General features: G+C 69.1%; 20 protein-coding genes. 7 read left to right on the top strand and 13 right to left on the bottom strand.

The features are described 5' to 3' along the window. Positions 1 to 2: 2 nt before the first annotated feature. Positions 3 to 1109, bottom strand: coding sequence for an anhydro-N-acetylmuramic acid kinase (locus NHN26_RS09145; RefSeq protein WP_253089177.1), 1107 nt, complete (start codon positions 1107 to 1109; stop codon positions 3 to 5). A gap of 66 nt (positions 1110 to 1175) precedes the next feature. Here NHN26_RS09145 and tyrS point away from each other — a divergent pair, with 66 nt between their 5' ends. After that, positions 1176 to 2429 (top strand): tyrosine--tRNA ligase, encoded by a 1254-nt coding sequence (tyrS, locus tag NHN26_RS09140; protein WP_253089176.1) that lies wholly within the window; start codon positions 1176 to 1178, stop codon positions 2427 to 2429. A gap of 229 nt (positions 2430 to 2658) precedes the next feature. Beyond that, positions 2659 to 3273: a CDP-alcohol phosphatidyltransferase family protein gene (locus tag NHN26_RS09135; protein WP_253089175.1), complete on the top strand. Its 615-nt coding sequence runs from the start codon at positions 2659 to 2661 to the stop codon at positions 3271 to 3273. Here the strand turns inward: NHN26_RS09135 and NHN26_RS09130 are convergent. From NHN26_RS09130 to NHN26_RS09120, 3 genes are all read right to left on the bottom strand, one after another. After that, positions 3270 to 4097 carry a heme-dependent oxidative N-demethylase family protein gene (locus NHN26_RS09130; RefSeq protein ID WP_253089174.1) on the bottom strand — a complete coding sequence of 276 codons (828 nt, stop codon included), beginning with the start codon at positions 4095 to 4097 and terminating at the stop codon, positions 3270 to 3272. The two genes, NHN26_RS09135 and NHN26_RS09130, sit on opposite strands and share 4 nt — an antisense overlap. Positions 4098 to 4271: 174 nt before the next feature. Beyond that, positions 4272 to 4871, bottom strand: a complete 600-nt coding sequence (locus NHN26_RS09125; protein ID WP_253089228.1) for a biotin transporter BioY — start codon at positions 4869 to 4871, stop codon at positions 4272 to 4274. Between the two features lie 32 nt (positions 4872 to 4903). Continuing rightward, the gene (locus NHN26_RS09120; protein WP_253089173.1) at positions 4904 to 5353 is read right to left on the bottom strand and encodes a DUF6314 family protein; all 450 of its coding nucleotides are present in this window, start codon (positions 5351 to 5353) and stop codon (positions 4904 to 4906) included. Between the two features lie 74 nt (positions 5354 to 5427). On the opposite strand from NHN26_RS09120, the gene purB reads away from it, so the two are divergent. From purB to NHN26_RS09100, 4 genes are all read left to right on the top strand, one after another. Continuing rightward, positions 5428 to 6738 carry an adenylosuccinate lyase gene (gene purB / locus NHN26_RS09115; protein ID WP_253089172.1) on the top strand — a complete coding sequence of 437 codons (1311 nt, stop codon included), beginning with the start codon at positions 5428 to 5430 and terminating at the stop codon, positions 6736 to 6738. Positions 6739 to 6820: 82 nt separating this feature from the next. Then, complete coding sequence (locus NHN26_RS09110; RefSeq protein ID WP_165899202.1) at positions 6821 to 6985, top strand: hypothetical protein; 165 nt, start codon at positions 6821 to 6823, stop codon at positions 6983 to 6985. A gap of 131 nt (positions 6986 to 7116) precedes the next feature. Beyond that, positions 7117 to 8160 carry a flagellar motor switch protein FliG gene (locus NHN26_RS09105; protein ID WP_253089171.1) on the top strand — a complete coding sequence of 348 codons (1044 nt, stop codon included), beginning with the start codon at positions 7117 to 7119 and terminating at the stop codon, positions 8158 to 8160. A 118-nt stretch (positions 8161 to 8278) separates the two neighbouring features. Next, on the top strand, positions 8279 to 9205 hold the full coding sequence (locus tag NHN26_RS09100) for a lysophospholipid acyltransferase family protein (protein ID WP_253089170.1): 927 nt from the start codon (positions 8279 to 8281) through the stop codon (positions 9203 to 9205). On the opposite strand, the gene NHN26_RS09095 is transcribed toward NHN26_RS09100, so the two are convergent. Beyond that, entirely contained in the window at positions 9206 to 9904 is a 699-nt protein-coding gene (locus NHN26_RS09095) for a DUF1223 domain-containing protein (protein WP_253089169.1), read from the bottom strand. A 219-nt stretch (positions 9905 to 10123) separates the two neighbouring features. Here NHN26_RS09095 and acnA point away from each other — a divergent pair, with 219 nt between their 5' ends. Continuing rightward, positions 10124 to 12874 carry an aconitate hydratase AcnA gene (gene acnA, locus NHN26_RS09090; protein ID WP_253089168.1) on the top strand — a complete coding sequence of 917 codons (2751 nt, stop codon included), beginning with the start codon at positions 10124 to 10126 and terminating at the stop codon, positions 12872 to 12874. 72 nt (positions 12875 to 12946) lie between these two features. Here the strand turns inward: acnA and NHN26_RS09085 are convergent, their stop codons facing one another. The 8 genes from NHN26_RS09085 to secD all read right to left on the bottom strand — a co-directional run bounded on the left by NHN26_RS09085 (position 12947) and on the right by secD (position 18952). After that, positions 12947 to 13495: a DsbE family thiol:disulfide interchange protein gene (locus tag NHN26_RS09085; protein WP_253089167.1), complete on the bottom strand. Its 549-nt coding sequence runs from the start codon at positions 13493 to 13495 to the stop codon at positions 12947 to 12949. Next, on the bottom strand, positions 13488 to 13646 hold the full coding sequence (gene ccmD, locus NHN26_RS09080) for a heme exporter protein CcmD (RefSeq protein WP_253089166.1): 159 nt from the start codon (positions 13644 to 13646) through the stop codon (positions 13488 to 13490). Before ccmD ends, NHN26_RS09085 begins: the two co-directional genes overlap by 8 nt. After that, positions 13643 to 14371 (bottom strand): heme ABC transporter permease, encoded by a 729-nt coding sequence (locus tag NHN26_RS09075; RefSeq protein ID WP_253089165.1) that lies wholly within the window; start codon positions 14369 to 14371, stop codon positions 13643 to 13645. The genes ccmD and NHN26_RS09075 overlap by 4 nt, the downstream gene beginning before the upstream one ends. A 53-nt stretch (positions 14372 to 14424) precedes the next feature. Then, positions 14425 to 15081, bottom strand: a complete 657-nt coding sequence (ccmB, locus tag NHN26_RS09070; RefSeq protein WP_253089164.1) for a heme exporter protein CcmB — start codon at positions 15079 to 15081, stop codon at positions 14425 to 14427. Next, entirely contained in the window at positions 15078 to 15692 is a 615-nt protein-coding gene (gene ccmA, locus NHN26_RS09065) for a heme ABC exporter ATP-binding protein CcmA (protein WP_253089163.1), read from the bottom strand. Before ccmA ends, ccmB begins: the two co-directional genes overlap by 4 nt. Positions 15693 to 15857: 165 nt before the next feature. Further along, positions 15858 to 16229 carry an Mth938-like domain-containing protein gene (locus NHN26_RS09060; RefSeq protein ID WP_253089162.1) on the bottom strand — a complete coding sequence of 124 codons (372 nt, stop codon included), beginning with the start codon at positions 16227 to 16229 and terminating at the stop codon, positions 15858 to 15860. Between the two features lie 79 nt (positions 16230 to 16308). Then, entirely contained in the window at positions 16309 to 17280 is a 972-nt protein-coding gene (secF, locus tag NHN26_RS09055) for a protein translocase subunit SecF (RefSeq protein ID WP_253089161.1), read from the bottom strand. A 10-nt stretch (positions 17281 to 17290) separates the two neighbouring features. Continuing rightward, positions 17291 to 18952, bottom strand: coding sequence for a protein translocase subunit SecD (gene secD / locus NHN26_RS09050; protein ID WP_253089160.1), 1662 nt, complete (start codon positions 18950 to 18952; stop codon positions 17291 to 17293).

Genomic DNA, 18952 nt, shown 5'->3' with positions numbered 1-18952 from the left:
GCTCAGGTCGCCCCCGGCGGGCGGCTGACGATGCCGCCCCCCACCGCCGCGGCAACGCCCGTGGTCGCGGGACAGGTGGTCGGCAACCCGCGCGCCACCCGCACCGCGAGATAGGCGAAAGCCTGCGCCTCGAGCATGTCGCCATCCAGCCCCACCGCCTCGACCGGATCGACCGGCAGGCCGCTGCGCGCGGCAAGCATTTCCATCATCACCGGGTTCGACCGCCCGCCGCCGGTGACCAGCAACCGGTCGGGCCGCGTCGGGCAATGATCCAGCCCGGCGGCAACCGCGGCGGCGGCCGCGGCGGTCAGCGTGGCGGCCGCATCGGCGTCGGACAGCCCGGCCACCTGCGCGCCGAGCGTGGCGAAATCGTTCCGGTCCAGCGATTTGGGCGGCATCCGCCGGAAATGCGGATGGGCAAGGAAGGCGGCGATCACGCGCTGATCCACCTGGCCCGTGGCGGCCAGCGCCCCGTCGCGGTCGCAATCCTGGCCAAGCCGCGCCCGCATCAGGTCGTCGATGGGCGCATTCGCGGGGCCGGTGTCGAAGGCCAGCAGCGCGCCGGGCGCCTCGGGCCGGTCAAGCCGGGGATCGACCCAGGTCAGGTTGCCCACGCCGCCCAGATTGACAAAGGCCAAGGGCGCCCGCGCGCCGATCCATGTCGCACAGGCGAAGTGGAAGAACGGCGCCAGCGGCGCCCCCTGCCCGCCCAGCCGCACATCGGCAGACCGGAAATCCCACACCACCGGCAGGCCCAGCACCTCGGCCAGCACGCGGCCACAGCCCGCCTGATGCGTCCCCCGCCCGCGCGGATCATGCGCCAGCGTCTGGCCGTGAAAGCCCGCGATCGCCACATCCGAAAACCGCGCCATCACCTCGGCATGGGCGGTCTCGACAAGTTCGACGGCCTCCTCGACACCCGGATCATCCGGCCAGCGGCCCAGGGCTTCGGCCAGCACGGCGCGTTCCCCGGGCGTGTAGGGGCGATAGGCGGTCTCGCCGAAACCCATGATCGCCACGCCATCGGTCAGGACCACGGCGGCATCCACCCCGTCGAGCGAGGTGCCCGACATCGTGCCCAGGGCGCGCACAGGCGCGGTTTTCAACATGGCCTTTCCCTTCTGCGGCCTGCCCGATATATCACTGGCCAAAACCACCCCCAGGGACAAGAGGCGATGACCTATCACCCGAAATCGGACTTCCTGCGCGTGATGATCGAGCGCGGCTACCTGGCCGACTGCACCGATTATCAGGGCCTCGACGAGGCGCTGAGCCAGGGGGTGGTCACCGCCTATATCGGTTATGACGCGACGGCGGCCTCGCTGCATGTGGGGCATCTGCTGAATATCATGATGCTGCGCTGGTTGCAGAAGACCGGCCACAGGCCGATCACGCTGATGGGGGGCGGCACGACCAAGGTGGGCGATCCCTCGTTCCGCTCGGACGAACGCCCGCTGCTGGGCCCCGACCAGATCGAGGCCAATATCGCGGGGATGAAGCAGGTCTTCGGCAAGTATCTCGACTATGGCGCGGGGCCGACCGACGCGCTGATGCTGAACAATGCCGAATGGCTGGACAGCCTGAACTACCTGGATTTCCTGCGCGATATCGGGCGGCATTTCTCGGTCAACCGGATGCTGTCCTTCGAGTCCGTGAAATCGCGGCTGGATCGCGAGCAGTCGCTGTCCTTCCTCGAATTCAACTACATGATCCTTCAGGCCTATGACTTCCTGGAACTGAACCGCCGCTATGGCTGCCGGTTGCAGATGGGCGGGTCGGACCAGTGGGGCAATATCGTCAACGGCATCGACCTGACGCGGCGCATCCTCGATCACGAGGTCTACGGGCTGACCTCGCCGCTGCTGACCACGGCCGATGGCGCCAAGATGGGCAAGAGCGCGGGCGGCGCGGTCTGGCTGAATGCCGAGATGCGCAGCCCTTACGAGTTCTGGCAGTTCTGGCGCAACACCGCCGATGCCGATGTGGGCCGCTTCCTGCGGCTTTACACCGAAATGCCGCTGGACGAGTGCAACCGGCTGGGCGCGCTGGAAGGGGCCGAGATCAACGCGGCCAAGATCGTGCTTGCGAATGCCGTGACGACGCTCTGCCACGGGGCCAACGCGGCCGAGGCCGCCGAGGCGACCGCGCGCGAGGTGTTCGAGAAGGGCGGGCTGGGCGAGGATCTGCCCACGCTGGCGCTGAGTGCGGCCGAGATCGCGGACGGCATTCCGGTGGTGCAGCTCATCACCCGGGCGGGGCTGGCGAAATCGGGCAAGGAGGCCAAGCGGCTGATCGCCGAGGGCGGCGCGCGGCTGAACGACGAGCTTCTGTCCGATGCCGGGCTGGTGATCGACGCGGCGATGCTGGCCGAGCCGATCAAGCTTTCGGCCGGCAAGAAGCGTCACGCGCTGGTGCGAATCGCGGGCTGAGAGCCGCCCCGCGGCGATCCCCTGCCCGCCGTTCCGCGTCTTCCCCGGCTTGCGGCCCCGACGCGGCGCCCGTGATCGCGGCGGCCCGCCCGGGGATTCGCCCGCCACGGGCGGCGGGGGGATGGCCTGCACGACGCGTCACGCATCCGCGGCGCGCTCACATTGCCGCAAGCCCCCTTGCGCGGGCGGCGCGTTCGGCCGACAGCTTGGCGAGCAAGGGGGGGTGGCGATGCTGGACGGGATCATGCGCCGCTTGATCGACCCGCCGCTCGACCGGGCGGGGCGGGCGCTGGCCGCGCGCGGGGTCACGGCGGATGCGGTGACGCTGGCCGGGCTGGCGCTGGGGCTGGCGGCGGCGGGCCTGATCGCGCTGGGGCTGACGCTTCTGGCGCTTGTCCCGCTGCTGGCCAGCCGTCTGGCCGACGGGCTGGACGGCGCGGTGGCGCGCGCCAGCCGCAAGACCGATTTCGGCGGCTTTCTCGATATCGTCAGCGATTTCCTGTTCTACGGCGCGGTGCCGCTGGGCTTCGTGCTGCTGGACCCGGCCGCGCACGGGGCGGCAGGCGCGTTCCTGCTGCTCAGCTTCTATGTCAACGGGGCCAGCTTTCTGGGCTTCGCCATCCTGGCCGAGCGGCGCGGGCTGGAAACCCGCGCGCGGGGGGTGAAATCGCTCTATTTCACCGGCGGGTTGCTGGAGGGGACGGAAACCATCGCCTTCTTCGTCGCGCTCTGCCTCTGGCCGGGATGGTTCGCGCCGCTGGCCTGGGCCTTCGGCGCGCTGTGCTTCGTCACCGCGGGGGCGCGGGTGCTGCTGGCGCGGCGGGTCTTTCCGCCGCAAGACTAGCCCCCCGGGATCGGGCGGGCCGGGTCATAGCCGATCGGATGGGCGTCCAGCGCGGCGCGCTGGCTGTCCGTCAGGCTGTCGAAGGCGACGACCCAGGTATGGATCGAAAAGATCACGGCGCCGCTCACGGGCAGCCGGACCAGCACCTGCCGCTCGCTGCGCAGGAAGGGTGCGGGTCCCTTCACCTTGGCGCGCGGCGCGGATTCGGGGCGCGGCTGGAACAGCGCGGGGTCGGTATAGTAATGCGCGTTCGCCCGCCACAGGGCACGCCCCGGGCGCAGACCGACGAACAGCCGCTCGACCCGCGCGGCAAGGGCGGCATCATATTGCGGCACCGGGGCGTGGATCGGCCCCAGCGGGCGGCCGAGCTTTTCCGCCAGCATCCAACTGGCCGGAAAGCACAGGATCGCGCCTGTCAGCACCGGCAGCCCGCCCGCCCCCGGCTGCAAGAGGCAGAAATCCTCCTGCACCAACCGGCCCAGCGTCAGCAGCGGCGCCGCCCGGTCGAGCGGCACGCGGACGCCATCGGGCCGGATCACCGCGTCGCCCCCGACCGCGAAATCGCCGCGCCCGGCCAGCAGGGCCAGAACCGTGTCGAGCAGTTCCCCGGCCGCCGCCCGCGCGCCCTCGGTCAGCGCATGAACCTCGGCGGGGCGTGTCGCGATCAGCCGGTCGCGCGCGGCCATCTGCCCGGCATGGGCGTCGTCCACCACCAGCCAGTCCGCCATCTCCAGCGGCTGGATGCCCGGCAGGCGCCGCATCGCAGGCTCGGCCCAGGGCGTGTGCGGCAGGTGGCTCTGCAGGATCGGATCGGCGGCGGACATGGGCCGATCAATCCCGATCCCGGCCGCCGGCGCAGGGGCCGTCGGGGTCGGTCAAGGGCACCGCCCTGTGCTTCTTCTTGGCAAAAATACCCATGGCACCACGGTCCCGATGTCCCGAACGTCAAGGGGGCGCGGCCCGGCCGGCCACGCCCCCTTCCTGTCGATCCGGAAAGGTCAGCCGCGCGCGCGGCCGATCAGCGCCCAGAGCCCCGGGATCAGCAGCGCCGCCAGACCCAGCTTCAGCGCATCCCCGATCAGGAAGGGCGTCAGGCCCCAGGCCAGAATCGGCTGCTCCCAGCCATAGAGATGGCCAAGCCACAGAAGGCCCGGCACATAGATCAGCGCGTTGCCCAGCAGCAGCGCCGCCGCCATCCGGCCCATCGAGCGGTCCCATCCGGCGCGCGCGGCAAAGCCCAGCGCCACCACCGCCAGCACATAGCCGACCAGATAGCCGCCGGTGGCGCCCATCATGTAGGTCAGGCCCGCCACCTCGGCGCTCGATCCCACGAAGACATCATAGCCCAGCGCGCCCACCAGCATGTAGCCCAGGATCGTCGCAAGGCCCAGCCTCGGCCCGTAGGCCACGCCGATGGCCAGCACCGCGAAGGTGCCCATGGTGATCGGCACCGGCCACATCGGCACCTTGATCTTCGCCGCGACTGCCAGCGCGGCGATGCCCGCCACCACCAGCAGCGCCTGTTTCACGCGCAGCGCGACGCCGCCTTCGGGCAGCAGGGTTTCGGCAAGAACCTTGCCGGTCAGGGCCTTGGCCATCTCGGTCTCTCCGTTCGGCTGGTTTTTTCTCTTCATTCGACTTCTGCCCCAGCCCCGCCCCCCGCGCAAGCCCCGAGCCGCGTATAGACCGAGCGCATCGCATAGTCCTTGCGCGGCCCCGTGACGCGCCAGAGGCTGGACCAGTCGGGCCAGCGGGCGAAATCATAGCCGACCTCGTAGCGGTCGGGCGGGCAGTCATGCAGGGCCTGCGCATGCGGGCCGGGCGCGATGGCGTGAAAGAACCGGCCGTCCTCGAAGAAGACCTCGATCCCCGAAGCCCCCTGCCGCCACAGATAGCGCCGCTCTGCGGTCATGGGCGCATGGCCCGGCAGGTGCAGCCTGCCGGTCTCGGCCTGGACCAGCCCCGCCTTGCCGGGGGCGAAGACGGCCCGTCCCTCGAACCGCGCGGCATGGCCTGCCCGGGCATCCTCGATCACCCGATCAAGCCGCCATTCCCCGGCAAACGCCTCCAGATCCGGCATCCCCGCCCCCGCTTCTTGTCGCGCCCCGCCCCAACGGGTATCAGACCGCGGAAATCCTGTCCAAGAGGCCGCCCATGATCCCCCGCTATGCCCGCCCCGAGATGACCGCCATCTGGGAGCCCGCGACCCGGTTCCGCATCTGGTTCGAGATCGAGGCCCATGCCTGCGACGCCATGGCCGAACTGGGGGTGATCCCGAAGGAGAACGCCGCGGCGGTCTGGAAGGCCAAGGACGTGGAATTCGACGTCGCCCGCATCGACGAGATCGAGGCGGTGACCAGGCATGACGTGATCGCCTTCCTGACCCATCTGGCCGAGCATGTCGGCAGCGAGGAGGCGCGCTTCGTCCATCAGGGCATGACCTCGTCCGACGTGCTGGACACCTGCCTGAACGTGCAGCTGACGCGCGCCGCCGATATCCTGCTGGCCGATCTGGACAAGGTGCTCGCCGCGCTCAAGCGCCGCGCCTACGAGCACAAGGACACGGTCCGGATCGGGCGCAGCCACGGCATCCATGCCGAACCCACCACCATGGGCCTGACCTTCGCGCGTTTCTACGCCGAGATGGACCGCAACCGCGCCCGCCTTCGGGCCGCGCGGGCCGAGATTGCCACCGGCGCGATTTCCGGCGCGGTCGGCACATTCGCCAATATCGACCCGCGCGTGGAAGAGCATGTCTGCAAGATGCTGGGCCTGACGCCAGAGCCGATCTCGACCCAGGTGATCCCGCGCGACCGGCATGCCATGTTCTTCGCCACGCTGGGCGTGATCGCCAGTTCGATCGAGAACATCGCCATCGAAGTGCGCCACATGCAGCGCACCGAGGTACTGGAGGCCGAGGAGTTCTTTTCCGCAGGCCAGAAGGGCAGTTCCGCCATGCCGCACAAGCGTAACCCGGTGCTGACCGAGAACCTGACCGGCCTTGCGCGGCTGGTGCGCGCGACGGTGATCCCGGCGCTGGAGAATGTCGCGCTGTGGCACGAGCGCGACATCAGCCATTCCTCGGTCGAGCGCGGGATTGCGCCCGATGCGACCGTGACGCTGGATTTCGCGCTGAACCGGCTGGCGGGGGTGATCGACAAGCTGGTGATCTATCCCGAGGCGATGCTGAAGAACATGAACAAGTTCAAGGGGCTGGTCATGTCCCAGCGGGTGCTTCTGGCGCTGACGCAGGCGGGCGTCTCGCGCGAGGATGCCTATCGGCTGGTGCAGCGCAACGCGATGAAGGTCTGGGAGGAAGGCAAGGATTTCCGCGAGGAACTGCTGGCCGACGCGGAGGTGACCGCCGCGCTGAGCCCCGCCGAGATCGACGAGAAATTCGACCTCGGCTATCACACCAGGCATGTCGACACGATCTTTGCCCGGGTTTTCGGCGAACCGGCATAGGGTCGCGCAGCGGGCAAAGCGAAGGTTTGGAAATCGCCGGGAACGTGCTACCTTGTGTCACACCTCACCAGGGAGATGCACCATGACCTTCAAGACGATCCTTTCGGCGGCGGTTCTGACGCTGGCCCCGACTCTGGCGCTTGCCAATGGCTGCGGCTGGGAAAAACGGATGAACGCCAGCCAGTGCGCCGACGGCAAGGTGTTCGATTCGGCCTCGGGCACCTGCGTCGACCAGGCGACGAGCTGACGGGCCGGACATCCGGCGACCTGACGCGGCGCGGGTCCAGACCGCGCCGCTTTTTTTATGCCAGCGGGCGGCCATCAACCCCGGCTTAACGCTCCTGCGCCAATCTGGCGCCGTTGCAGACGGAGCGTGGTGTGACCAGCCTTACCCCCAGCCTTCCCGGGCATATCCGCTCGGCCACCGGCCTGACGCGTCGGCGCAAGGCCGCGATCATCGTGCGGCTGCTGCTGAACGAGGGGGTCACGCTGCCACTGGGCGATCTGCCCGCCGAGCTTCAGACCAGCCTGGCCGACGAGATCGCGGGGCTTCGCTATATCGACGCGCCCACGCTGGAATCGGTGGTCGAGGAATTCGTGGCCGAACTGGAACTGGCCGGGCTTGCCTTCCCCGGCGGCATCGACGGCGCGATCGAGTTGCTGGGCGAGCATCTCAGCCCCGAGGCGGCGGCCGCCTTGCAGGCCCTGCATGCCGGGGACCGGCCGACCGATCCCTGGGTGCTGCTCTCCGAACAGGAGCCGAAGAAGCTGGCCGAGCTGCTGATGTCCGAAAGCCCCGAAGTGGCCGCGATCGTGCTGGCCAAGCTGCCCAGCCAGATCGCCGCCGCGGCGCTTGGCCAGATGCCCGGCCCCGAGGCGCGGCGCATCGCCATCGCGATCTCGCGCACCTCGGGCGTGCCGCCCGCGGCGATCGCCCGGATCGGCGCGGCGCTGGCCCGCCGCCTGCTCGACGCGCCGGTGCGGGCGTTCGAGCTGCCGACGGAAAGACGCATGGGCGCGATCCTCGATGCCGCCCCCGCCGCCACCCGCGACGACGTCCTGCAGGGTCTGGCCGAGACCGATGCGGATCTGGCCGAACGCGTGCGCCGGGCGGTCTTCACCTTTGCCGACATTCCCGCCCGGCTGGCGCCGCTGGATGTGCAGGCGCTGACCCGAACCGTGGATCAGCCCGTCCTGGTCACGGCGATGGCCGGGGCCGACGAGAAGAACGCCCCGACGGTGGAGTTCATCCTGTCCAACATGTCCCAGCGGATGTCCGCCCAGCTGCGCGAGGAGATCGCCGAGCGCGGCACCCCCTCGACCGAAGAGACCGAGGCCGCGATGTCCGAGATCACCGCCGCGCTGCGCGGGCTGGAGGCCGCGGGCGAGATCAGGCTCAAGGCGGCCACCGGCGAGGGGTAGGACCGCCCCCCCCGCTGCGCAAGGCGGTCGCCGGGGCGTCCTGCTTGTGATCGCGGGGCGCGGGTTCTATGTCTGCCCACGCGCCGCGGCGGGGCGCGGACAGGGAAAGCGGGCGGCCATGGCCAGCGGCGGCAGGACATCGGGAAAGGAAAGGCGGGGCGCGACGGACTGGCTTGCCGACCGCGCGATCCGCGCCGTGATCGCGCTTGCCCTTGCCCTGCCCTATGAGCGGCGGGTGCGGTTCGCGGGATGGGTCATGCGCCGCCTGATCGCGCGCCCGGCGGGCTATCTGGCCCGCGCCGAGGAGAACCTTGCCCTGATCTGGCCCGACATGCCCCCCGCCGAGCGGCAGCGGATCGCCCGGGCGGTCGCCGACAATGCGGGCCGCACGCTGATCGAGAATTACTCGACCCGGGAGTTCCTTGCGCGCATGGCCAGCGCCGAACCGCGCGGCCCCGGCCTTGCGGCGCTCGAGGCGGCGCATGCCGCCGGGCGTCCGGTGATCCTCGTGACCGGGCATTTCGGCAATTACGAGGCCGCCCGCGCCGCCCTGGTCGCGCGGGGCCATGCGGTCGGCGGGCTGTACCGGCCGATGCGCAACCGCTTCTTCAACGCCCATTACGTCCGCACGATGGAGGCGTTCGGCGGCCCCGTCTTCGCGCAGGGCCGCCGCGGCACCGGCGGCTTCGTGCGGCACCTGAAATCGGGCGGCATGCTGGTCCTGCTGATCGACCAGCACCACAGCCGGGGCGCGGTGCTGGAGTTCATGGGGCAGCCCGCGCTGACCACGCTTTCGGCGGCCGAGCTTGCCCTGCGCTACGGGGCCGAGCTGATTCCCTTTTACGCGACGCGCCGCCCCGACGGGCTGAGCTTCGACATCGCGCTGGAGTCCCCGGTTCCGGCCGGGACGCCCGAGGCGATGACGCAGGCGCTGAACGACAGTCTTGCCGCGCGGGTGCGTGCCCATCCCGAGCAATGGTTCTGGATCCACCGCCGCTGGAAGGCCCCGCGCCCGCGCGGGCGGAACCGCGCCGGGACCGGCTGATCAGCGCAGCCGCGCCGCCGCCAGGATGCGCCCCGGCCCCGCCTTCTGGATCAGCGCGACGATCGGCTGCTCGCCCTCGATCTGCACCGTCACGACCAGCGGCAGCGCGCCGTCCCAGCGGGCGACCGCGTTCCAGGCATCGACGATGTTGGTATAGACATAGCGTTGCCCGGAATTCTCGCCCCGCGTGATCTCGACCTCTTCGGACGGGCGGTAGCGCACCACCTGAAGCACCACGTCCTCCTCGAAGGCGGTCTCCGAGCGGGCCCGGATCGTGACCGTATCGCCCTGCCGCTCCATCGTCAGGGTCACGGGGCTTGGTGCGCCGCGATGCGCCTCGATCAGGCGGACCACGTCCATCGGGCTGTAGCCGACGACGTGATCCTTGCCGCCCACGATGATCTGCGGGGTATAGACCGACCGCTGGCCCGCCGCCCTTGCATAGGCCTTTTGGCGGCGGGTGAAGGCGGGATCGGCAAAGACATCCTTCCAGCCGATATAGTCCCAGTAATCCACATGCAGCGCCAGCGGGATGACATCCTCGCGCTTGGCCAGTTCCGCGATCAGCGCGTCGGCGGGCGGGCAGGAGGCGCAGCCCTGCGAGGTGAACAGCTCCAGCACCACCGGCCCCCCCTCGGCCCGGGCCGTTCCCGAAAACGCCAGCCAGGCCGAAATCAGAACCGTGATGAACGCCCGCATGTGCCCTGCCCTGTCCGCCTTGTCCCCGACCTTCCTACAGAACCCGCCCCTCCCCTGCCAATCAAGGATTCGGGAGGGTGCGACAGCTTGGCCACACCCGGGATCCGCCTTCTGTGCACCACGGTATACAGAAAATACCGTGCCCTCTTGATCGCTTGCGGCCGTTAGGGCAAGAGGTCTTCAAGGACAGATGCGCTTGAGCCATGGAGACCGCCCCACATGCCGATCGTCGTTGGACAGGACACCGCCCGCACCCGCCGCACGCTGACCGCCGGCGGGGCAAGCGTTGCGTATTACTCGATCCCGGCCGCCGAGGCCGCGGGGCTGGGCCAGTTCACCCGCCTGCCCGCCGCGCTGAAGGTGGTGCTTGAGAACCTGTTGCGCTTCGAGGATGGCAAGACGGTCAGCGTGGACGACATCCGCGCCTTTTCCGACTGGGCGGCGAATGGCGGGCGGTCGGATCGCGAGATCGCCTATCGCCCGGCGCGCGTGCTGATGCAGGATTTCACCGGGGTTCCCGCGGTCGTGGACCTGGCCGCGATGCGCGACGGGATCGTGGCGCTGGGGGGCGATGCGCAGAAGATCAACCCGCTGAACCCGGTCGATCTGGTGATCGACCATTCCGTGATGATCGACGAGTTCGGCAATCCGCGGGCGTTCCAGTTGAACGTGGACCGCGAATACGAGCGCAATATCGAGCGCTACACCTTCCTGAAATGGGGCCAGAAGGCGTTCGACAATTTCCGCGTCGTCCCGCCCGGCACCGGCATCTGCCACCAGGTCAACCTGGAATACCTGGCCCAGACCGTCTGGACCGACACCGACCAGAGCGGGGAAACCGTGGCCTATCCCGACACGCTGGTCGGCACCGACAGCCATACCACCATGGTCAATGGCCTCGGCGTGCTGGGCTGGGGCGTCGGCGGCATCGAGGCCGAGGCCGCGATGCTGGGCCAGCCCGTGTCGATGCTGATCCCCGAGGTCGTGGGCTTCCGGCTGACCGGCGCGATGCTCGAGGGCACGACGGCCACCGATCTGGTGCTCAAGGTCGTGGCGATGCTGCGCAAGAAGGGCGTCGTCGGCAAGTTCGTGGAATTCTACGGCCCCGGGCTGGATCATCTGCCGCTGGCCGACCGCGCGACCATCGCCAACATGGCGCCCGAATACGGCGCGACCTGCGGCTTCTTCCCGGTGGATGACGAAACACTGCGCTATCTGCGCCAGACGGGCCGCGACGAGGGCCGCATCGCGCTGGTCGAGGCCTATGCAAAGGAAAACGGCCTGTGGCGCGGGCCCGATTACGCGCCGGTCTATACCGACACGCTGGAACTGGACATGGGCGAGGTCGTGCCCGCGATCTCGGGGCCGAAACGGCCGCAGGATCACACGCCGCTGGACCAGGCCGCCGACAGCTTCTTCCGCGTGGTGGCGGAATATCGCGGCGAGGACGAAAGCGCCGCCGCCCATGACATGAGCGCCGAAGGGCCGGTGCCCGACACGCTGCTGGACCCGCGCCGGTCGGCCGCGGTGGCGGGGCAGGATTACGCGCTGCGCGACGGCTCGGTGGTGATCGCCTCGATCACCTCCTGCACGAATACCTCGAACCCCTATGTGATGATCGGCGCGGGGCTGGTGGCGCGCAAGGCGCGCGCGCTGGGACTGAAGGCCAAGCCCTGGGTCAAGACCTCGCTCGCGCCCGGCTCGCAGGTGGTCAGCGAATATCTGGAAGCGGCGAACCTGCAGGAGGATCTGGACGCGCTCGGCTTCAACCTGGTGGGCTATGGCTGCACCACCTGCATCGGCAATTCCGGGCCGCTGGCCGAGGAGATCTCGAAGACGATCCATGACAATGACCTGATCGCGACCAGCGTCCTGTCGGGCAACCGCAATTTCGAGGGCCGGATTTCCCCCGACGTGCGGGCGAACTACCTGGCCTCGCCGCCGCTGGTGGTGGTCTATGCCATCGCGGGCGACATGAATGTGGACCTGACCCGCGATCCGATCGGCACCGGCAAGGACGGCAAGCCGGTCTACATGAAGGACATCTGGCCGACCGGCAAGGAGATTGCGGAACTCGTCGAACAGACGGTCACCCGCGCCGCATTCCTGAAGAAATATGCCGATGTCTTCAAGGGCGACGAGAAATGGCAGGCGGTCGAGACCACCGACAGCGAGACCTATGACTGGCCCGCCGCCTCGACCTATGTGCAGAACCCGCCCTATTTCCGCGGCATGGCGACCGAACCGGGCGTGATCGCCGATATCGCGGGCGCGCGGGCACTGGCGATCCTGGGCGACATGGTGACGACCGACCACATCAGCCCGGCGGGCAGCTTCAAGGACAGCACACCCGCGGGCCGCTACCTGGTGGACCGGCAGGTGCCCGTGCGCGAGTTCAACTCCTACGGCTCGCGGCGCGGCAATCACGAGGTGATGATGCGCGGCACCTTCGCCAATATCCGCATCCGCAACGAGATGCTGCAAGGCGTCGAGGGCGGCTATACGCTGGGCCCGGACGGCGCGCAGACCTCGATCTATGACGCGGCGATGGCCTGGCAGGCGCAGGGCGTGCCGCTGGTGGTGATCGGCGGCATCGAATACGGCGCGGGCAGTTCGCGCGACTGGGCGGCCAAGGGCACGGCGCTGCTGGGCGTCAAGGCGGTGATCGCCGAAAGCTTCGAGCGCATCCACCGCTCGAACCTGGTCGGTATGGGCGTGATCCCGTTCGAGTTCACCGGCGGCGACAACCGCAAGACGCTGGAACTGAAGGGAGACGAGATCTTCTCGATCAGCGGCCTGGCGGGCGACCTGAAACCGCTGGCCGAGGTGCCCTGCACCATCCGTTCCGCCGATGGCCGGGAACGCACGATCACGCTGAAATGCCGGATCGATACCGCGATCGAGAAGGAATATGTCGAGCATGGCGGCGTGCTGCACTACGTGCTGCGCAACCTCGCCCGCGCGGCCTGACGCCCGCATCACGGCGCACGCAAACGCCCCCGTCCGAAAGGCGGGGGCGTTTTTCATGGCAGCGCGGCGGGCTTACTCGGCGGCGGCGGCCCGTTCGATGGCCGGGCGCAGGCTTGTTTCGATGACCGCGGCGGTCAGCGGGCCGGGATGGCGCAGCAGGACGCGGCCCTGCCCGTCCAGCACGAAGGTTTCCGGCACGCCATAGACGCCCCATTCGATCGCCGTGCGCCCCGCCGGATCGGCCGCGATGCCCGCATAGGGATTGCCCAACTGGTCGAGAAAGCGCAGCGCGTTGGCGGGCTTGTCCTTGTAGTTGATGCCGTAGATCGCCACGCCCTCGGCGGCCAGCGCCTCGAGCAGCGGATGTTCGTCCCGGCAGGGGCCGCACCAGCTGGCCCAGAAATTCACCAGCGTCACCGCGCCTCCGCGCAGCACCGCCTCGTCGAAGATCTCGCCGCCCAGCGGCTCGACCGCCAGCGCGGGCGCGGGCTTGCCGATCAGCATCGAGGGCAGCGCGTTCCGGTCATCGCGGCCGACGCCGATGAAGAACAGCGCGGCGAGGGCGACAAAGATCACCGGCGGCACGAACATCAGCGGAGAGACGCGTTTCTTCTCAGTCATCGGAAACCCTGCGCGCTTCGACCTCTTCGAGTTGCCGACGGACCCGCGCAGCCCGCCAGAGCGACAGCACGACGAGCGCCACCAGCAGCGCCAGCGAGATCGCGTAGGAGGACAGCACCGCGCCCGCGTATTTGCCCAGATCAGGGATCATGCCATCCGCTCCCGCGCGATCAGCGCCTTGATCCGGCGGGCGCGAATCTCGGTCCGCGTGCGTTCCAGCACGAGCGCCACGAACAGCAGGATGAAGGCCCCCATGCAGACCAGAAGCGGAAACCAGAACACGTTGGCGATGTTCTCCTGCTTGTCCATCGACAGCGTCGCCCCCTGGTGCAGCCCCTGGTTCCAGAAATTCACCGCGTAGCGCGACAGCAGCGCGAAGACCGAGCCCACGATGCACAGCACCGAGGTCAGGTCGGCCGCGGCGTCCGGGTTCTCGATCGCCTCCCACAGCGCGATATAGCCGAGATAGAACAGAAACAGGATCAGGAACGAGGTCAGCCGCGGATCCCAGGCCCAGTAGGTGCCCCACATCGGCTCGCCCCAGATCGCGCCGGTGACCAGCGCGATCACCGTCATCGTCAGCCCCACCGGGGCCGCGGCCCGCGCCGCCAGCGCCGAGACGTGATGGCGGCGGACCAGCCAGATCAGCGAGGCCACCAGCATCATCACCCAGGCATTGATCGCCATCATCGCGGCGGGCACATGCAGGTAGATGATCTTGACCGTCGAGCCGAAATTCTCGGCCTCGGGCGTCAGGAAGAAGCCCCAGACCAGACCCACCACCATCGACAGCGCCGTCAGGCCCCAGATCGCGGGCAGAACGGCCTGCGAGGTCTGCATGAACTTTTTCGGATTGGCATATTCCCAGAGCGACATGAACGTTTCCTAGAGGGCTTTTCCTGAGGTCTCAACTGAATAGCGCGTGAACCCTAGCGCAGGTTGATCCGGATCGCCGCAGCCGCCGCAAAGGGCAGCAGCGCGAGCGTGGCCAGCGTGATCCCCGCCAGCATCAGAAGCGGCGTCGCATTGGCCTGCCCGGCCGCGCCCCGCACCACCGCCTCGGCGCCGAAGATCAGGGTCGGGACGTAAAGCGGCAGCACCAGCAGCGACAGCAACAGCCCGCCGCGCTTCAGCCCCACGGTCAGCGCCGCGCCGAAGGTGCCGATCATGCTGAGCGCGGGCGTGCCGAGGGCGAGCGAGAGCACGAGCCAGCCATAGGCGGCCGGATCGAGGCTCAGCAACAGGCCGAGCCCAGGTGCGGCCAGGGTCAGCGGCAGGCCGGTCGTCACCCAATGCGCCGCGGCCTTCATCGCCACGACGCCTTCCAGCGGGATCGGCGCGGTGGCCAGCAGGTCGAGCGAGCCATCCTCGAAATCCAGCGCGAAGATGCGGTCGAGCGATAGGAGGCAGGCCAGCAGCGCACCGACCCAGAGGATGCCGGGCGCGATCCGCGACAGGATCGCGCTTTCGGGACCGACGCCGAAGGGCACCAGCACCACGACGATCAGGAAGAAGGCGAGGCCCAGCCCGAATCCCCCGCCCGCCCGGATCGCAAGGGCGAGATCGCGGATCAGCAGCGCGATCATGCGAAGGCCTCGTCGAACCGGTCCATCGCACGGGGACGGGCGCGGAAGGGGGTGAGGTCAAGCTCCGCGGCCTCGAAGCCCAGATGGATATGCGTGGCGATCAGCGCGGCGCCGCCCGCCCGCAGGTGGCGCGCCACGGCCTGGCCGAACAGCGCGACCGAGGCGGCATCGAGCGAGACGGTCGGTTCGTCCAGCACCCAGATCGGCCGCCCGGTGACCAGCAGGCGGGCAAGGCCCAGCCGCCGCTTCTGCCCGGCCGAGAGGTTCTGGGCCGGGCGATGGGCGAGATCGGCCAGGTTGAATTCGTCCAGCGCCTGGCCGATGCCCGTCTGGCCGAAGATGCGGGCCCAGAAGCGCAAGTTCTCCTCGACGCTGAGCGTCGCCTTGAGCCCGTCGGCATGGGCGGCATAGGCCATCGCCTCGGGCGGGGCCGAGATGGTTCCGGACAGGGCGGGTTGCAACCCCGCGAGCGTGCGCAGAAGCGTCGTCTTGCCGATGCCGTTCGGCCCGCGCAGCATGAGCGCCCGGCCCGGGTGCAGCGTGAAGCCGACGCCTTCGAGCACGGGCAGTCCGCCGCGGGCGCAGGCGAGGTCTTGCACGGTCAGATCCATGCGTTTCGCATAGCCGATCGGCGGGCGGGCGGGAAGCGGGAAAGGGGCACTCCCGCCCCCGGCCGGCGCAGGGCGCAGGCGCCCCGCTTGTCCGCGGTTGGGCGTGGCCGCGCGCGTGGCCGCGCGCGGCGCCTCCGGCGGGGATATTTGGGGCCAGAAGAAGGCTCAGGCCGGCGGGGCGGCGGAGACCGGGACCAGGGCGGCGGCGACGCGGCGGCCTTCGGCGAGCAGGAGGTTGTAGCCGCGGGCGGCGGAGGGGCTGGCCATGAACTCGACCCCGAGCCCGGCCGCCTCGAGCCGGGACTGGAGGCCACCCGGCAGCGGCAGGAGGCTGTTGCCGGTGCCCACCAGCAGCACGTCGACGCGGGTTGCAAGCGCGAAGAGCGGCGCGGGATCGTCAAGGCCGGCCCAGGCGAGCGCCCGGCCCTCGGCGACGATCACCGGGCCTTCATGCACGCTGCCCGCGATGCGGAAGAAGCCCGGGCCGTAGCCGTCGACGGGAAGGCCGACAGGCGGCTGGATCTCGGTCAGGCGCATCGGCATCTCCCTGGGCCTCGGGGGGGGGGGGGCGGCCGCCCCGTCATGGCGGCGTCATGGCGGCGCGCGCGGTGGCGGATCAGCCCTCGGCGCTGGCGAATTGCGTGCCCGCGCCACCGTCCTGATCCTTGGACCAGTCGCGCTTGACGCCGAGGAACAGAAGGATGTTCGAGGCCACGAAGACCGAGGAATAGGTGCCGACCACGATCCCCCAGATCATCGCGAAGACGAAGCCCCGGATCACGTCGCCGCCCAGAACGAACAGCGCGATCAGCGCCAGGAGCGTGGTGACCGAGGTCATCACCGTGCGCGAGAGCGTGTCGTTGATCGAGAGGTTCAGCAGGTCCCGCAGCTCCATCTTCTTGTATTTGCGCAGGTTCTCGCGCACCCGGTCGAACACGACCACGGTGTCGTTGAGCGAGTAGCCGACGATGGTCAGCAGCGCCGCGATGATGGCGAGGTCGAAGCGGATCTGGAGGGCCGCGAAGACCCCGATGGTCAGCGTCACGTCATGGACAAGTGCGGCCACCGCGCCCAGCGAGAACTGCCATTCGAAGCGCAGCCAGATATAGACCAGGACCGCCACGATCGAGAGCACCACGGCAAGGATCGCGGTCTGCACCAGTTCGGCCGAGACCTTGGGGCCGACGCTTTCCACCGAGGGGAAGGTGATCGAGGGATCGACGGTCTTCAGCGCGGCCTCGACCGCGTTGATGACCTGGGGCGTGATGCTTTCCTCGCCGTCCTGGGCCTGGATGCGCACCTGGGCGACGTTGCGTTCGGGGCCGAAGCCGGGGTCGAAGACCTGGGAAATGGCCACATCGCCCAGATCGAGCGCGGAAAGCGCGGCGCGATAGGCGGCGACGTCAACGGGCTGGGTGCTTTCGGTGCGGATCGTGGTGCCGCCGCGGAAGTCGATCCCGTAATTCAGCCCCATCAGGAAGAACAGCACCACCGAGGCCACCATCGCCACCACCGAGGCGCCGAAGGTGAAGCTGGCGAACCGGAAGAAGTTCCAGTTGGTGTCCGAGGGAACGAGTTTCAGGCGCATGCGGATCCCCTCACACGGTGATGGTCTTGGGACGGCGGCGTTCCATCCACATCACCACCATCAGGCGGGTGACGAAGATCGCGGTGAAGACCGAGGTCAGGATGCCCAGCCCCAGCGTCACCGCAAAGCCCTTGACCGGGCCCGAGCCCATGGTGAACAGGATCGTCGCGGTGATGAAGGTGGTGATATTGGCATCGAGGATCGCCGACAGCGCCTTTTCATAGCCAAGCTCGATGGCGCGGGCCGGGCCGCGGGCGGATTTCAGTTCCTCGCGGATGCGCTCGAAGACCAGCACGTTTGCATCGACCGCCATGCCGATGGTCAGCACGATCCCGGCGATGCCGGGCAGCGTCAGCGTGGCGCCGATCAGCGACAGCAGGCCGAAGATCATCGCCACGTTCACGATCAGCGCGATATTGGCGAAGATCCCGAACAGCCCGTAGCTTGCCCCCATGAAGAACAGCACCGCGACGAATGCCACGATGCAGGCGATCTTGCCCGCGGCGATGCTGTCGGCGCCCAGTTCGGGGCCGATGGTGCGTTCCTCGAGGAAGACCAGTTCCGCGGGCAGCGCCCCCGCGCGCAGCAGGATCGCCAGTTGGGTCGATTCCTCGACATCGAAATTGCCGGTGATCTGGCCCGAGCCGCCCAGGATCGCCTCGCGGATCACGGGGGCCGAGATCACCTCCTCGTCCAGCACGATGGCGAAGGGGGAGCCGACATTTTCCTGCGTGTAGCGGCCGAACTTGCGCGCGCCGGCGGGGTTGAAGCGGAAGGTGACCGAGGGCAGCCCGTTCTGGTCGAAGGCGGGCTGGGCGTCGGTCAGTTCCTCGCCCGAGACGACCGGCGTGCGTTCGAGGATGTAATAGACCCCCGCATCGTCCATCGAGGGGTAGATCACGTTGCCCGCGCCGGGCGCGTCGTTCGGATTGTCGGTGCGCGAGACGACCGGGTGGAAGGTCAGCCGCGCGGTGGTGCCGATCAGCGCCTTGAGTTCCTCGGCCGAGCCGATGCCGGGCACCTGGATCAGGATGCGGTCGGCGCCCTGGCGCTGGATCGTCGGCTCGCGGGTGCCGACCTCGTCGACGCGGCGGCGCACGATTTCCAGCGATTGCTGGATCGTGCGGTTGTCGGTGGCCTGCCTCTCGGCCTCGGACAACTGGACGATCAGCAGATCGCCCGCGCCGCGCACCTCGATATCGGAACTGCCCACCCCGGTCAGCGTGACCGTGGGGCGGGCGATCTCGCGCACGGCGGCGATCGCGGCAGCCATCCCCTCGGGCCGGGCGATGTTCACATGAAGTTCGGCGGGCGGCGAGTCGGCGCGCCGGATCGGCCCCACCTCGTCGCGCACCGCGCGCAGCGCGTCGCGCACATCGGGCCAGAGCGCATCCATGCGGTCGGCATAGACATCCGCGACCTTGACCTCGGCCAGGAGATGCGCGCCGCCGCGCAGGTCGAGGCCGAGATTGACCAGCCCCGAGGGCAGCCAGCCGGGCCAGGCGTCCCGGTCGGCCACAAGCTCGGGCATCGCGCCCCGGAGTTCGATCGCCTGAACGGCGTCGTTATGCCGTTCGACCCGTTCGTAGAACAGGTTCGGCATGGCCAGAGCGAGGCCGATCAGGACAAGCGCCCAGATCGTGGCCCGCTTCCAAAGCGCGAATTGCAGCAT

The sequence above is a fragment of the Rhodovulum tesquicola genome (assembly GCF_024128855.1).
Classification (GTDB): Bacteria; Pseudomonadota; Alphaproteobacteria; order Rhodobacterales; family Rhodobacteraceae; genus Rhodovulum; species Rhodovulum tesquicola.
This window is presented reverse-complemented; position numbering and strand designations above follow the sequence as displayed.

What these genes read in the sequence shown, in the direction of transcription:
- NHN26_RS09145 (WP_253089177.1), bottom strand. Translation starts at nt 1,109, where the DNA reads ATGTTGAAAACCGCGCCTGTGCGCGCCCTGGGCACGATGTCGGGCACC.
- tyrS (WP_253089176.1), top strand. Translation starts at nt 1,176, where the DNA reads ATGACCTATCACCCGAAATCGGACTTCCTGCGCGTGATGATCGAGCGC.
- NHN26_RS09135 (WP_253089175.1), top strand. Translation starts at nt 2,659, where the DNA reads ATGCTGGACGGGATCATGCGCCGCTTGATCGACCCGCCGCTCGACCGG.
- NHN26_RS09130 (WP_253089174.1), bottom strand. Translation starts at nt 4,097, where the DNA reads ATGTCCGCCGCCGATCCGATCCTGCAGAGCCACCTGCCGCACACGCCC.
- NHN26_RS09125 (WP_253089228.1), bottom strand. Translation starts at nt 4,871, where the DNA reads ATGGCCAAGGCCCTGACCGGCAAGGTTCTTGCCGAAACCCTGCTGCCC.
- NHN26_RS09120 (WP_253089173.1), bottom strand. Translation starts at nt 5,353, where the DNA reads ATGCCGGATCTGGAGGCGTTTGCCGGGGAATGGCGGCTTGATCGGGTG.
- purB (WP_253089172.1), top strand. Translation starts at nt 5,428, where the DNA reads ATGATCCCCCGCTATGCCCGCCCCGAGATGACCGCCATCTGGGAGCCC.
- NHN26_RS09110 (WP_165899202.1), top strand. Translation starts at nt 6,821, where the DNA reads ATGACCTTCAAGACGATCCTTTCGGCGGCGGTTCTGACGCTGGCCCCG.
- NHN26_RS09100 (WP_253089170.1), top strand. Translation starts at nt 8,279, where the DNA reads ATGGCCAGCGGCGGCAGGACATCGGGAAAGGAAAGGCGGGGCGCGACG.
- NHN26_RS09095 (WP_253089169.1), bottom strand. Translation starts at nt 9,904, where the DNA reads ATGCGGGCGTTCATCACGGTTCTGATTTCGGCCTGGCTGGCGTTTTCG.
- acnA (WP_253089168.1), top strand. Translation starts at nt 10,124, where the DNA reads ATGCCGATCGTCGTTGGACAGGACACCGCCCGCACCCGCCGCACGCTG.
- NHN26_RS09085 (WP_253089167.1), bottom strand. Translation starts at nt 13,495, where the DNA reads ATGACTGAGAAGAAACGCGTCTCTCCGCTGATGTTCGTGCCGCCGGTG.
- ccmD (WP_253089166.1), bottom strand. Translation starts at nt 13,646, where the DNA reads ATGATCCCTGATCTGGGCAAATACGCGGGCGCGGTGCTGTCCTCCTAC.
- NHN26_RS09075 (WP_253089165.1), bottom strand. Translation starts at nt 14,371, where the DNA reads ATGTCGCTCTGGGAATATGCCAATCCGAAAAAGTTCATGCAGACCTCG.
- ccmB (WP_253089164.1), bottom strand. Translation starts at nt 15,081, where the DNA reads ATGATCGCGCTGCTGATCCGCGATCTCGCCCTTGCGATCCGGGCGGGC.
- ccmA (WP_253089163.1), bottom strand. Translation starts at nt 15,692, where the DNA reads ATGGATCTGACCGTGCAAGACCTCGCCTGCGCCCGCGGCGGACTGCCC.
- NHN26_RS09060 (WP_253089162.1), bottom strand. Translation starts at nt 16,229, where the DNA reads ATGCGCCTGACCGAGATCCAGCCGCCTGTCGGCCTTCCCGTCGACGGC.
- secF (WP_253089161.1), bottom strand. Translation starts at nt 17,280, where the DNA reads ATGCGCCTGAAACTCGTTCCCTCGGACACCAACTGGAACTTCTTCCGG.
- secD (WP_253089160.1), bottom strand. Translation starts at nt 18,952, where the DNA reads ATGCTGCAATTCGCGCTTTGGAAGCGGGCCACGATCTGGGCGCTTGTC.